Source organism: Rothia koreensis (assembly GCF_052232265.1).
GTDB classification, from domain to species: domain Bacteria; phylum Actinomycetota; class Actinomycetes; order Actinomycetales; family Micrococcaceae; genus Rothia; species Rothia koreensis.
Map to the genome: position 1 here is coordinate 1,480,639 of NZ_CP197643.1, position 13,786 is coordinate 1,494,424.

A 13,786-nucleotide genomic window follows, 5' to 3' on the forward strand; every position below is an offset into this window, starting at 1 on the left:
TGCGCACACAAAAAAGGCAAAATGTTAATTCACGGTTTTCCGATCGGTGAGATCGGGTCGACCGTGTTGTGAGATCGGCATTCGCCCTTTCGCTCATCCACCGCACCGCTAGTTGAGGATTCCCGTGACGACAGGATCATCGGCCCCACGTACACCTCGCAACAAGTCCGGCGCCTCGGGCCGGAAGAAGCGCCCGCTTCTGACGACGTTCATCATCGTCGTGGCCCTGGTCATCGCGTTCGTCTACATGTCGCAGGTCTACACGGAAGTCCTGTGGTACAGGCAACTCGGGTACATCGGGGTGTTTGTCCGGGAGAACATCATCAAGATCGCCGTCTTCGCGGTCGGCGCCGTCGTCATGGGCCTTGCCCTGTGGCTGAGCCTGAGATTCGCCTGGACCCGGCGCCCGTCCGAGAGGTTGCAAGCGCAGCCGAAGCAGGGTGACGAGGGATCCGAGGCAGGTTCCGAGAGGGAGGACCTGCAATCCGTGTTCAACCAGAACATGGAAAGGTACCAGCAGGCCCTCGAACCGATGCGACGGATCCTGATGGTCGCGATCCCCGTGGTCCTGGGGCTGTTCGGCGGGCTCACGATGCTGGCCCAGTGGGATACCGTCGCGCTGTTCTTCATGCAGGAGCCCTTCGGGGAGAAGGACCCGCAGTTCGGCTTCGACATGTCCTTCTTCATGTTCACCTTGCCGTTCCTCCGCATGGTTGCCGGTTACCTCATTACGGTGCTGGTGCTGTCGGCCGTGGGCTCGCTGGTGACCCACTACCTGTACGGCGGAATCGTGGTGCACGAGAAAGGCATTGCCACCACCAAGGCCCTCAAGGTCCAGATGGGAATCATCGCGGCGGTTCTTCTTCTCGTGCTGGCCGCCAACTTCTGGTTGGCGAGGTATTCGACGTTGCTGTCCAACAAGGGATCCTGGACCGGTGCCTTGTTCACGGACGTCAACGCCGTGATGCCGACGAATGCCATCTTGGCCATCGCGGCCCTGATCGTGGCACTTCTCTTCGCTTACTCGGCCTTCGCCGGCCGGTGGCGGTTGCCCCTGATCGGAACGGCCATGCTCTTGGTCGTTTCGTTGGTTGCGGGTGGTCTCTATCCGTGGGTCGTCCAGCGTTTCCAGGTGACTCCGACCGAACAGTCGATGGAGAACGAGTACATCCAGCGGAACATCGATATGACGCGCAGCGCGTACGGGCTGAGCGACCTGAAGACGCAGGACTATGATGCGACCGTGGACACGGGCAAGGGCGCCCTGGACGGCGACACCCCGACCGTGTCCAATATTCGTCTGCTGGACCCGAATGTCGTGTCCAACTCGTTCGCTCAGTTGCAGCAGTTCAGGCCCTACTACCAGTTCGGCAAGAGCCTCGCGGTCGACCGCTACAACGTGGACGGCCAGAACGAGGACACGGTGATTTCCGCCCGTGAGCTCAACCCGGACCAGAACCAGGGTTGGTACAACCAGCACGTGGTCTACACGCACGGGTACGGCGTCGTGGCCGCCTACGGCAACCAAGTCGAGGCGGACGGAAAGCCGAAGTTCATGCAGGAGGGCATCGCAGCCAAGGGGGTCATCTCGGACGACTACGAACCGCGTATCTACTTCGGACAGTCCTCGCCCGACTACTCGATCGTGGGCGGCTCTGACGAGGACCCCAAGCTCGAGCTGGACCGGCCTCAGTCGGCCGATGACGAAGGCTCCGGCGATGCCAAGTACACGTACTCGGGCGACGGCGGGCCGAAGCTGGGGAACTGGTTCAACCGCCTGGCGTATGCCATCAAGTACCAGTCCTCGGACCTGCTGCTCTCCGATGCGGTTCGGCCCGACTCGCAGATTCTCTACAACCGCGATCCCGGTGATCGCGTCAAGAAGGTTGCTCCCTATTTGACCGTGGACGGAAACCCCTACCCGGCGATCGTGGACAACAAGGTGGTCTGGATGGTGGACGCCTACACGACGTCGAAGGGGTACCCGTACTCGACGCCGACCTCCCTGGGCGACGCGACACAGGATTCCCAGACCGAGGCGGGCGGCAGCAAGGCTCTGCCCAATGACAAGGTCAACTACATCCGCAACTCGGTCAAGGCGACGGTCAACGCGTACGACGGTTCGGTGGACCTGTACGCCTGGGACGATCAGGATCCCGTGCTGAAGTCCTGGCAGAAGGTCTTCCCGACGACCGTCAGGTCCTACAAGGACATGAGCGCGGATCTGATCGATCACGTCAGGTATCCCGAGGACCTGTTCAAGGTCCAGCGTGAGCTGCTGAACAAGTACCACGTGGACGACGCGAACAGCTTCTACGCGAACGACGACGTGTGGCAGACCCCGAAGGACCCGACCCAGGATGAGGCCCAGGACCTGCCGCCGTACTACATGTCCTTGCAGATGCCGGGAGACCAGAGGACCAGGTTCTCGTTGACGAGCTCCTTCATCCCGCAGCAGTCGGATTCCAACACGCGCAACGTCATGTACGGGTTCGTCTCGGCCAATGGTGACGCCGGTACCGGGAAGGACGGGGAAAAGGACCCCAACTATGGCAAGATCGACCTTCTGGAGCTGCCGAGGAACTCGGTGGTCCCCGGGCCTGGCCAGGCGCAGAACCTCTTCGACTCGGACACGGATGTCTCGACGGAGCTCAACCTGCTCCGCCAGGGCGCCTCGCGTGTGGTCAACGGAAACCTCCTGACGCTGCCCGTCGGTGGAGGAATCCTGTACGTCCAACCGGTGTACGTCCAGTCCAGCGGAGATGCGTCCTACCCGACTCTCCGCCGCGTCCTGGTCGGTTTCGGTGAGAAGGTTGGTTTCGCTCCGACCCTGGATGAAGCGCTCAACAAGTTGTTCGGTGGCGAGTCCGGCGCCCAGACGGCGCAGGACGCCGGTGTGGACAGTACCGAGGCTGACGCCGGAGAAGGCGGTTCCGAGGGAGGCAGCTCGAGCGGCGGAGAGTCCCCGGATCTGAAGAAGTCTCTGGACGAGGCCAACAAGGCCATGCAGGATTCTTCGGAGGCCATGAAGAACGGCGACTGGGCCGCCTACGGGAAGGCCCAGGACCGTCTGAACAAGGCGCTCGACGACGCGCTCAAGGCCGATGGAGCCCAAGGGGAGAACAGCAAATAGCCGTTGGGTGAACCCCGAGCCTCTTGGAGGAGGCCCGGGGTTCACGGCCCCCGAAGGGTGAGCTCACGCACAGTAGGCCCCTGTGGTTTGCGGCGGTGGCTGGGCGTGCGTATAGTAGAACAGGTCGCCGCGGGGTGGAGCAGTTCGGTAGCTCGCCGGGCTCATAACCCGGAGGTCGCAAGTTCAAATCTTGCCCCCGCAACGAAATGAAGGCCACGTCAGCTTCGGCTGACGTGGCCTTCTTGCTTTAACACCGTGGTTGATCCAGCGGGCTTGGGCGAATAGCCGGGACCGCTCGGCCGAGCAGAACACCAGCGCCGACGAATGGACGCCGTCGGCGCTCGGGCCCCGCCTGACAGGCCGTCTGAGCGTGCAATGACCCCAGGCGGGACGCGACGTGCTCCGTCGGGCCGGGGAACTAGTCCTCGACGTGGCGGCTGTGGTTGAGGGCGTCGAGGAAGACGTGTGCCACGTGCTCGTCCGCCAGGCTGTAATAGATCGAGCGTCCGGATCGGCGCCCCTTGACCAGGTGGGCCTCGCGGAGGCTCCGGAGATGCTGGGACATCAGGGGCTGGGAGATGTCCAACAGGTCCACGAGTTCGCCGACGGTCTTCTCACCTTCGCTCAGGAGGTGAATCGTGGCCGCCCTGGCGGGGGAGGACAGTGCGGAGAACAACCCGCAGACAGGTTGGTAGGCGTCCAGCTCTACGGCGGCGTCGGTATTCACGTGTTCCTCCTGCACGGGCATGGGGCGAGTGGCTGGCACGGCGTCGGGAGCGCTCGGCTCCCGACGCACACGGTCCAGAATAAGCGGGCGGTGGCTGGGTCAGTTGCCCTTGTTCTTCAGCGCCGCGAGCCGCGCCTCGACCTCGGACTGTTGCGACAAGTCGTCCAAGGATTCGAACTGGGCATCCAAGGAGGAAGAGGCCAGTTCCTCCTGGCCACGCACTCGAGCTTCCTCGCGGCGAACCTTGTCCTCGAAACGGCTGACTTCACTCGTGGAGTCCATCATGTCGAAGGCGCGCAGGGAATCGTTGACCTGGCTCTGGGCTTGTGCCGACTTCTGACGCGCGTTGAGCTCGTCCCGCTTTCTCGACAGTTCGTCGAGCTTGGATCGCATCTTGTTCAGACCGTCCTTGAGCTTTTCGACCGTCTCCGTTTGAGCGGCGATGTGCGGTTCGGCGCCCTTCGCTTCCTTCTCGGAAGTCATCTGGCGTTGCAACGCAACCTTGGCCAGATTGTCGAATTTGTCCGCACCCGCCGTATCGCCGTCGGCACGGTAGCGGTCGGCGGTCGAGGACGCGGCCGCGGCCTTCTGGCCCCACTCCTTGGCTTCCTTGACGTCTTCGGCGTGGTCCTCTTCCAGCATGCGCAGGTTGCCGATGGTCTGGGCGACCGCCTGTTCGGCCTCGACGATGTTGTTCTTGTAGTCGCGCACCATCTGGTCGAGCATCTTCTGAGGATCCTCGGCAGAGTCGATCAGCGCATTGATGTTGGCCTTCACCAGTTGGGCCACGCGACCGAAGATTGATTGCTTGGTCATTGCTTTCCTCTTTTCTGGGTGTGGAGGCGAAAGGACGCCTCGCGTTCCGTGGGTCGTTGGTCTGGTACTGGGACAGTGGTGAGGCTGCGGACTGGACGGTTTCGAGGAAGGGGTATTACAGGCCCTGGCCGGTGAAACCTCCTCCGAATCCGGGGCCGCCCATCCCTGGGCCGCCCATCCCTGGGCCGCCGATCCCTGGGCCGCCGATTCCGCCGGTTCTGCCGGGCCTTCCGTACCCGGACCCGAACAAGATGCCGCCCAGAGCGGCCGATCCGTTCCAGTGCTCCGGGCCGTGCCCGCGGCGAGCGAAGTCGTCGACGTCGCCGGAAGCCATCCGCTGGGCGTCCTCCGCCAATCGGATGGCTTGGTTCGCCCGGTTCAGAGCGCCCGAAGGATCCGACAGGCGCAAGCTCTCCGCCTCTTCGAGATTTCTCTCGGCCTCGCCCAACCGCGTTCTGGCCTCCGCCTGGATTCCACCACGGCGGGCCCTGACATAGTCCGAGGCCGAGGTCAGGCGTGCTTGTGCGGACACCATGGTGTGGGCCAGTGTCTCCCTGGCCGCTCGGTCGCGTTCGTTCTGGTTCCGCACGCTCTCCAGACCCCGATCGAGCTCTTTCCTCGATTCGGCCAAGCGGCTGGAGAGCGTCAGCGGATCGATCGGTCCCTGGGTGCGCTGTTTCTCGATATCGGCGACAACGGTCTCTACGTTCGCGGCCGGGCCCGTCAGGTCGGCGAAGGTCCCTCGTTCCATGAGAGAACGAGCCTCTGCGAGATCCGAGGTCGCTCGGTCGACTGCCTTGCGCAGGGCCGAATCCGCGTGGTCGAGGTCCCTTCGGGCGTGGTCAATGGATTCCACCAGTGTTCGTGCCTGGCCAACGGCCTCTTCGCCCGATCGTATGCTGACCACCGCTTCCGAGGTATTTCCTTCATTCAGCAAGTCCTGTGCCCGCGTTGCGGCATGCTCGGCAAAGTCCAGACGATCGGTGGCCTGAGGGGGGATTGTCGGCGACGGACGCAGTCGCCTCGGGGGAGTACGCGGTCATCAATTCGGCGTGACGGCTTTCCGCGTCGGGAATTTTGTCCCGCCAGGTCCGAATCTCTCGATGCAGGGATTCGAGCGCATCGGGAGCATTGCGCTCGAGCTGCCTCAAGTCGGCGAAATTCTGTTCATGCTTCTTGAGGGATTCTTGGGCGTCCTCGCAACCGTGGACGATCTCTTCGAGCCAGGCACGCTGGTCCTCTTCGGAATCGGGTATTTCGTCGTCAAGTTGCTTCTGGAGCTGGAAACTCCGGCGCATGTGCCCTTTGGCCTGTTCGACGGCCGTCTGGAAGGGACGGATCTGATCCTCACCGAATTGGGCCTCGGCGAAGGCAATCTCCTGCTCGCTCCGGGCGATGACATCGTCTGTTTCCACGAGCAGACTGCCGGCCCGTGACCTCAAGCGAGCGATCTCTTCCGTCTGACGGGGAGCCGCGGTCCCATACCGGGATTGCACGGAATCGTACCGTTCGCGCTGCGTCTTCTTCCGGTTCCTCGATGAGAGGAACCACCATGCCGCAGCCCCGATGATCACCAGAGCAAAGACGACACCGGCTCCAGCTCCGAACGCGCTGCCGACGCCAGCGGCCGCAGGTTTCCCCGCCACCGTGGTCGCATCGACACCCCAGCCTTCTGGCGGCAGTGCCACGAGGGTGGATGCGGCCGTGAGGAACGGATGGATGGCCGGATTCATGGGGAACCTCGCTGGGTCGGTCCTGTCGGTTCTTGGGAACCAGTCTAGGTGAAGGCCCGCCCGGGCAGACTGAGTATCCACAGTTTCTTCGCCCAGAGCGTGCTGGCAATCGCCCTCCTTCGCGTTTCAGGGAACATCCAGAATTCGCACAAGTTGGCCTCAGTCCGATGGGCCATAGTCGAGGAAGATCTTCACTTCCCGCACCAGAGAGTGCAGCGCGGCCGGTTCGCGCTCCGATCGTTGAGATGAAAGGCATGACATGTCCCAGAACCCCGATGAGTACGGCGAGAACCCTGGCCGGAGGGCCGACGGCGGTGCCGACCACCAGCCTTCCGCGCAGGACGGGAGCCAGGGAGAATTCTCGGACACCGGGCGCGGGATGGGGGAGAACACGTCCACTCGTCCGATCCCGGGCTCCGGGGCCTGGACGACGGGGAACCAGCACGAACCCGGCCACGAGTCGAGGCAACGGAACCAGGGCGGGCCCCAGTTCGATGGCGCAGGCCAACCGGGAGGCGAGGACTCGGGGTACCAGTACGGCTCGAGCCCGTACGGCCAGTTCTACGCGGGTGGTGCCTATCCCGATCAGAACTATTACGCCGAGAACGCGGGAGAAGGGCGCGGGGCTCGTCGTTTCGGGACCGGGACGCTGATCGGCGGCATGGTCCTGGCCGCACTGGTCGGCGGCGGAACCGCAGTCGGGGCCGGTGCCCTGCTCGACCACCAATCTGCATCTGGATCGAATTCCTCCTCGTCGAAGACGACCATCGTCAACAACCAGGACTCCGTCAACGCCGTCTCGGCCTCGGCCCAGAAGGCGTCACCCTCCGTCGCGACCATCTCTGTTTCCGGAAGCTCCCAGAGTGGATCGGGCTCCGGCGTCGTTCTGGACGACCAGGGCCACATCCTGACCAACACCCACGTGGTGACCCTGGACGGGACCACGAGCAACGCATCGATCCAGGTCAAGCTGTCCAACGGAACGGTCAAGAAAGCGACGGTCACGGGTACGGACCCAACGTCCGATCTGGCCGTCATCAAGATCGATCCGCAGGGGACCGACCTGACTCCGGCCTCGATGGCCGACTCGAGCAAACTCAACGTCGGGGACATTGCCGTGGCCATCGGCGCCCCGCTCGGTCTCGACGGCACGGTGACGGACGGAATCGTCTCGAACCTGTCGCGCACGATCTCCGTCGCCTCATCGGCCGCGCCCAACGAATCGGATGCGAATCAGGACGATTCCGGGGGCAGCTCCTCGCCGTTCCGATTCCAGTTCCCCGACAAGGACGGAGGAACCAAGAAGAGCCAGTCCGACAAGACCATTGCCCTGAACGTTATGCAGACCGACGCTGCGATCAACCCCGGCAACTCGGGTGGGCCCCTGGTCAACTCGAAGGGCGAGGTGATCGGCATCAACGTCGCCATTGCCTCCGCGGGACAATCCAGCGGGAGCAGCTCCGAACAAGGCGCATCGGGCAACATCGGCGTGGGATTCTCGGTTCCGATCAACTACGCCAATAGGGTGGGCCAGGAGATCATCGATCACGGCCAGGCCTCCCACGGCTACCTTGGAGCCAGCGTGTCATCCAGCCCCGCGTCGGAAGGAAATACCTCCGAAAGCTCCTTCACCAACGGAGCCGTGATCAAGAACGTGGTCTCGGGGTCGCCGGCAGACAAGGCGGGGCTGAAGGCGGGCGACGTCGTCAACAAATTGGACGGCCACGCTGTCTCGGATGCCGAATCCTTGACGGCGGCGGTGCGCGAGGCCTCCGCGGGCAAGAAGGTGGATATCAGCTACTCGCGCAATGGGCAGTCCACGGACGGCGAGGTGACCCTGGGGGACGCCGCCGAGTCCGGCCAATAGGACCCGGACGAGACCCGGACGAGACCCGGGCGGAGCCGCGGCTACAGAACGCCGCCGTATCCGTTCTGACGCCACGCCTCGTAGACCGCGATCGAAGCGGAGTTTGCCAGGTTCAGGGAACGTCGTCCGGGGAGCATCGGAATGCGAACGAGCTCATCGATACGGGGGCTGTCCTGAACCTCGTCGGGCAGCCCCACCGATTCGGGACCGAACATCAAGGTGTCGCCTTCCGCATAGCGGACATCGGCGAAGTTCTTGGTGCCTCGCGTGCTGAAGGCGATCATGCGTGACCCGTCCAGCGCGCCCCACGCGGCATCCAGGTCAGGGTGAACCGTCATGGCCGCCAAATCGTGGTAGTCGAGGCCGGCCCGCCGCAGGTGTGCGTCCGAGAAGTTGAATCCGAGAGGCTCGACCAGGTGGAGGTGGGCCCCCGTGACCGCCGCGAGGCGAATGGCATTCCCGGTGTTGCCTGGTATTTCGGGGGTGTAGAAGAGGATATTGAACACGTCGACCAAGTCTAGCCGTGCCCCCTGGAGCTCTGCGGCCCGAACCCGAGGCGGGGTCCCTAGAATGGGGGCGGGCGGCGGTTCGGTAACCGCTGTGAACACCTTCCAGGCCACGACCGAAGGAGCAACCGCAGTGCAGGGCATCTATCTCGACAACGCGGCCACGGCACCCGTCAACGAAGATGCGTTGCAGGGCATGGTCGAACAGATGCGAATCGGTGGCAATGCTTCGTCCTTGCACGCCGCCGGGCGGCGCGCTCGCATGGCCGTGGAAACCGGGCGGGAACGAATCGCCCGGTCGGTCGGAGCGGACCCGGCGGAGGTCATTTTCACCTCCGGAGGCACGGAAGCAGACAACCTCGCGGTCAAGGGCATGTACTGGAAGAGGCGCGAGAACCGTCCCGATCGCAACCGCATCTTCTTGAGCACCGTGGAACACCACGCCGTCAAGGACGCGGTGCTCTGGCTCGAGGCTCATCAGGGCGCACGCGTCGAATGGCTCGAGGTGGACTCCGAGGGACGAGTGGACCCACAGGATCTCGAACAACGGCTGAGCTGCGGAGCCGATGACGTGGCGTTCGTGACCGTCATGACGGCGAACAATGAGGTCGGTACCATCCAACCGGTCGCAGAGCTTGCCTCTGCGTGTGCCCGTGCGGAGGTCCCCTTCCACACCGATGCGGTCCAAGCCTTCGGGGCCGTGCCGGTGGACTTCTCGGCCCTCGGGTGCGCCAGCATGGCCATCTCGGGCCACAAGATCGGCGCACCCATGGGCATCGGCGCTCTGGTCGCGCGCCGTGATACCCCGTTGGCTCCGGTCATCCACGGGGGCGGGCAGGAGCGTGATGTGCGTTCCGGAACGATCGACTCGCCCGCGATCGTCGGGTTCGGTATCGCCGCGGAACAGGCCCATGATCGGCTGGACGAAGAATCAGACCGGATCCGGAGACTTCGCGATCGTCTGGTCGAAGGGGTTCAGTCACGAATACCCGAAGCGGTTCTGCGCGGTCCCACCGATTTGTCTCCGGGGAGCCGACTTCCCGGCAATGCGCACTTCACTTTCCCGGGGTGCGAGGGCGATTCCTTGCTCTTCCTGCTGGACATGAACGGCGTTCTCTCCTCCACGGGTTCGGCGTGCAACGCCGGGGTCCCTCGTCCCTCCGAGGTCCTGCTGGCCATGGGGGTCGACGAAGTGACGGCTCGTGGCGCCCAGAGATTCACGGTCGGGGCGGCCACCACGGAGGCCGACGTCGACGCCCTCCTGAATGCCCTGCCGACAGCCTACGAGCAAGCCTCCAAGGCCGGCATGGCCGACCATGCCCCGGTCGGCCCCTGGAGCTGAGACGGAACCAGGCCGCCGCACGGAGAAGCCGCACACCTTCTCACGTGATCGAAGGAATAGCACGCGGAACGAGAACGTTGTACCGTGGCGAAGCTTGTGACCGGACTGAGGCAGGAAGAGAGCGCATGAGGGTATTGGCAGCAATGAGCGGAGGAGTCGACTCCGCAGTTGCGGCGGCGCGGGCCGTCGATGCGGGACACGACGTCGTCGGCGTCCATCTCGCCCTGTCCCGCATGCCAGGAACGCTTCGCACCGGATCCCGCGGATGTTGCACGATCGAAGACTCGATGGACGCCCGCCGCGTGTGCGACAAGCTGGGCATCCCATTCTATGTCTGGGACTTCTCCGATCGGTTCAAGGAAGACGTCGTCGACAATTTCATCGACGAGTACGCGCAGGGCAGGACGCCCAATCCCTGCATGCGCTGCAACGAGAAGATCAAGTTCTCCGCCCTCCTGGAAAAGGCCGTGGCTCTCGGGTTCGACGCCGTGTGCACGGGTCACTACGCGAAATTGGTCGAGGATCCGGACGGAAACGTGGAACTCCATCGCGCCGCGGACTGGGCGAAGGACCAGTCCTACGTGTTGGGTGTGCTGACGCACGAGCAGCTCAAGCACTCGATGTTCCCCCTGGCCGAGACGCCCACCAAGGCCGAAGTCAGGGCCGAAGCGGAGGAACGCGGTTTCTCGATCGCGAAAAAGCCTGATTCGCATGACATCTGCTTCATCCCCGACGGCGACACCCGTGGGTGGCTCGAAGAGCGCATCGACCTGGAAGAAGGCGAGATCAAGGACACCTCCGGCGAGGTCCTTGGAACCCACCGGGGTGCCCGGGCCTTCACCGTGGGTCAGCGCAAGGGGCTGTCGATCGGACGGCCCGCATCTGACGGCAAGCCGCGATTCGTCCTCGAAATCCGACCGAAGACCAATGAGGTCGTCGTCGGGTCCAAGGAAATGCTGGCCGTCGACGAGATCCGCGGAATCCGGGAAACCTGGGCCGGCCTTCCGGTGCCCGAGGCGCAGCGGTTCGACGCCGGGACGGACCAGCCCGGCGCGACGTCGGAATCCTTCGACATCCTCGCCCAGGTCAGGGCGCATGCCGATCCCGTTCCCGCCGTGGCACACCTGGAAATCGGGGACGTCGATGGTGAGCCCTCCAGGGAGCTGGTCGTCAGGCTCGAAGAACCCTTGCGCGGGGTAGCGCCCGGGCAGACGGTCGTGATCTACCAGGGGACTCGCGTTCTGGGGCAGGCGACGATCAACCGTGCCTACTCGCTCTCCCGGCCCGACATCGCGGGACACTAGGCGGGCAGTTCCGGTCCTGGTCCGCCGACCGCACGGCCGGTATGCGGTCGGCCCCTGACCATCCGTAGACTGTCTGACTATGACGCAGAACTCTGAGCCCAGCGAACCCTTCGACGCCCGCGCCAGTTCTTTGAACGACGTCGACCCGGCCGTTTTCGAAGAATTGTTGAGGATGCGCGGCACCATCGACAATATTGACGCGGCGTTGGTCCACATGCTCGCGGAGCGATTCCAGGCGACCCAACGGGTTGGGTTGCTCAAGGCCCAGTACCAATTGCCACCAGGTGATCCCCATCGGGAAGCGGCCCAGATCGATCGGCTGAGACGGCTTGCCGAAAGCGCTCGGCTCGATCCGGAGTTCGCGGAAAAATTCCTCAATTTCATCATCAGTGAGGTCATTCGGCACCACGAGCGCATTGCCGAGGACCACAACCGTGATCGCGAGGCCACGGGTGGCAACGAGTGAACGCGATGCCCGGACGGACTGATCCGACGCCGTCTGCGCGTCGAATCGTCGCTTCCTCGCGAGGCCGCCTCGCGGGAACCGATTTTCATGAGGCCGTGGTCGCGGCACGGGGTGAACTGGGCTCTCCGCACCGGGCGCCGTTTCCGGAGCTGTCAGAGCGGGGATTCGCGGCAACTCGCACGGCTCGTACCGTGTCATGCCTTGCGGAACTGTTCGCGGACGGGCAGCCCTTCGGCTGGCGTCTGACCTCGCGCCCGAGCCACGAGTCCGTGGCCGCGTCCTCCCGATTCCGGAGCGATATCAACGTACTCGCCGACGTGATCGGCGGGGAAGGCAGCGGCCACCAGGGGTCGACCGTAGTATCGCTCACCGGGCCGGTGAGCCTGGCCGCGGATCTCGGTCTGAGCAACGGCGAAGCGGTTCTCAGCGACCACGGGGCCCGGCGGGAACTTGCCGAGTCCTTGACCGAAGGAGTCGCCGCACTGTCCGAGGCGCTGAGGACCGCCGTCGAGGACGAATCGCTGGTGATCAGGTGGCTCGAGCCGCACCTGGAACGCGCGCTGGCCGGACGGATCCCCACGTCGAGCGGATACCGCACCCTGCGCGCCGTACCGCGGGCCGAGGCCGACAGGTTTCTTTCCGACCTCGCCGCGGCATGCGACAGGCTCGGAATCGACGCGGTGCTCGACGTCGACGGTCCCCTCCCGGACCCGGAATTCGGGCAACACTTTCACGGCGTGGCCGCGAGGCCACTCGGCCGGGGCAGCGCCGAATGGGAAGGCATCGCCGGCGTGGTGGACCGGGGACAGGAAGCGTGGCTCGGCATCACCGACGTCGGGGACGAGGACCGCACGGTCGATACCGTCCGATCCTTCTGGCGAACGTGGCGGGATCTCGGGTTGGGGGCGAAGGAGCTGTCTGCCGTCACCATCGAGGAAGCCGACGATCTCGCGGGCCTGTCTCCCCTCAGGGGAACCGAAGTCCACCGCCGGAGCGCGACGGTTACCGAAGGATTGCTCGACCTGTCACGTGAATGAGACCACGTGCCCCGACCGCGGATCGGCCCGGTGCGGCCGCGCGGCTGTCGGAGCGTCGGCCTGTTTCGTCGCGTAATGTTGAAGAGAACAGCATGTCGACCCCAACCTTGTGTGTTGCACCCGACGCGGGCAGCCTCAGGAGATCGTGAGAGGAGCGCGAGTGAAGGCGCGAATTCTGGTAGTGGACGATGACGAAGCCCTGTCCGAGATGGTCGGCATCGTTCTGACCAACGAGGGTTACGAACCCACCTTCTGCGACGCCGGAGACCGCGCCGTCAGCGCTTTCGAGAGCTACGATCCGGACCTCATTCTGCTGGATCTGATGTTGCCGGGGATGAGCGGCATCCAGGTGTGCGAACGCATCCGTGAAACCTCCGATGTTCCGGTCATCATGCTGACCGCCAAATCCGATACGGAAGACGTCGTCCGCGGGCTCGAGGCCGGTGCCGACGACTACATCGCCAAACCGTTCAAGCCGGCAGAGCTTCTGGCCCGCATCCGGACCCGTTTGCGGACGGGGGAAACCCGATCCAGCGAACGCATCGATATCGGTGACCTGAGCATCGACCTCGCGGGCCGCGCCGTCACGCGCGGTGAGGACACGGTGCGTTTGACGCCGCTCGAATACGACCTCCTGGTCAACCTCGCCCAGGAACCGGGACAGGTGCTCTCGCGTGACCTTCTCCTGGACCGGATCTGGGGTTACGATTCCGACGCCGACCGCAGACTCGTGAACGTGCACGTTCAGAGGCTTCGGGCAAAGATTGAAAAGGACCCCGAGAAGCCGGATCTCATTCAGACCGTCCGCGGGGTGGGGTACAAGGCGAACGCCAGCCAGGTGCGTCGATAAGAGGA

Annotated in this window: 12 protein-coding genes and 1 tRNA gene; 8 read left to right on the plus strand and 5 right to left on the minus strand. The window is 64.2% G+C overall.

The window, feature by feature from the left end; genetic code table 11:
• Window positions 1-124: 124 nt before the first annotated feature.
• Both ACTSLZ_RS06525 and ACTSLZ_RS06530 read left to right on the plus strand, forming a co-directional pair.
• Complete coding sequence (locus ACTSLZ_RS06525) at window positions 125-3,133, plus strand: UPF0182 family membrane protein (protein WP_443094509.1); 3,009 nt, start codon at window positions 125-127, stop codon at window positions 3,131-3,133.
• A 128-nt stretch (window positions 3,134-3,261) separates the two neighbouring features.
• Window positions 3,262-3,335 (plus strand) — tRNA-Met (locus tag ACTSLZ_RS06530).
• Window positions 3,336-3,551: 216 nt separating this feature from the next.
• Here the strand turns inward: ACTSLZ_RS06530 and ACTSLZ_RS06535 are convergent.
• From ACTSLZ_RS06535 to ACTSLZ_RS06550, 4 genes are all read right to left on the minus strand, one after another.
• Entirely contained in the window at window positions 3,552-3,860 is a 309-nt protein-coding gene (locus ACTSLZ_RS06535) for an ArsR/SmtB family transcription factor (protein ID WP_238692247.1), read from the minus strand.
• A gap of 99 nt (window positions 3,861-3,959) precedes the next feature.
• Entirely contained in the window at window positions 3,960-4,676 is a 717-nt protein-coding gene (locus tag ACTSLZ_RS06540) for a PspA/IM30 family protein (RefSeq protein ID WP_443094510.1), read from the minus strand.
• Window positions 4,677-4,791: 115 nt separating this feature from the next.
• A complete protein-coding gene (locus tag ACTSLZ_RS06545; RefSeq protein WP_443094511.1) occupies window positions 4,792-5,613 on the minus strand; it encodes a hypothetical protein in 822 nt (273 codons plus the stop codon).
• Window positions 5,603-6,409, minus strand: a complete 807-nt coding sequence (locus ACTSLZ_RS06550; RefSeq protein WP_443094512.1) for a hypothetical protein — start codon at window positions 6,407-6,409, stop codon at window positions 5,603-5,605. Before ACTSLZ_RS06550 ends, ACTSLZ_RS06545 begins: the two co-directional genes overlap by 11 nt.
• Before the next feature lie 259 nt (window positions 6,410-6,668).
• Between ACTSLZ_RS06550 and ACTSLZ_RS06555 the strand changes: the two genes are divergently transcribed.
• Complete coding sequence (locus ACTSLZ_RS06555; protein WP_443094513.1) at window positions 6,669-8,276, plus strand: S1C family serine protease; 1,608 nt, start codon at window positions 6,669-6,671, stop codon at window positions 8,274-8,276.
• Between the two features lie 41 nt (window positions 8,277-8,317).
• Here ACTSLZ_RS06555 and ACTSLZ_RS06560 read toward each other — a convergent pair whose 3' ends face one another.
• Complete coding sequence (locus tag ACTSLZ_RS06560) at window positions 8,318-8,782, minus strand: tRNA (cytidine(34)-2'-O)-methyltransferase (RefSeq protein ID WP_129314110.1); 465 nt, start codon at window positions 8,780-8,782, stop codon at window positions 8,318-8,320.
• A gap of 133 nt (window positions 8,783-8,915) precedes the next feature.
• Here ACTSLZ_RS06560 and ACTSLZ_RS06565 point away from each other — a divergent pair, with 133 nt between their 5' ends.
• From ACTSLZ_RS06565 to mtrA, 5 genes are all read left to right on the plus strand, one after another.
• A complete protein-coding gene (locus ACTSLZ_RS06565) occupies window positions 8,916-10,124 on the plus strand; it encodes a cysteine desulfurase family protein (protein ID WP_443094514.1) in 1,209 nt (402 codons plus the stop codon).
• A 125-nt stretch (window positions 10,125-10,249) separates the two neighbouring features.
• A complete protein-coding gene (gene mnmA / locus ACTSLZ_RS06570; RefSeq protein ID WP_178979643.1) occupies window positions 10,250-11,428 on the plus strand; it encodes a tRNA 2-thiouridine(34) synthase MnmA in 1,179 nt (392 codons plus the stop codon).
• Window positions 11,429-11,507: 79 nt separating this feature from the next.
• On the plus strand, window positions 11,508-11,894 hold the full coding sequence (locus ACTSLZ_RS06575; RefSeq protein WP_178979644.1) for a chorismate mutase: 387 nt from the start codon (window positions 11,508-11,510) through the stop codon (window positions 11,892-11,894).
• A gap of 5 nt (window positions 11,895-11,899) precedes the next feature.
• Window positions 11,900-12,931 carry a hypothetical protein gene (locus ACTSLZ_RS06580; protein ID WP_443094515.1) on the plus strand — a complete coding sequence of 344 codons (1,032 nt, stop codon included), beginning with the start codon at window positions 11,900-11,902 and terminating at the stop codon, window positions 12,929-12,931.
• A 160-nt stretch (window positions 12,932-13,091) separates the two neighbouring features.
• Window positions 13,092-13,781 (plus strand): MtrAB system response regulator MtrA, encoded by a 690-nt coding sequence (gene mtrA, locus ACTSLZ_RS06585; RefSeq protein ID WP_129314115.1) that lies wholly within the window; start codon window positions 13,092-13,094, stop codon window positions 13,779-13,781.
• Window positions 13,782-13,786 lie beyond the last annotated feature (5 nt).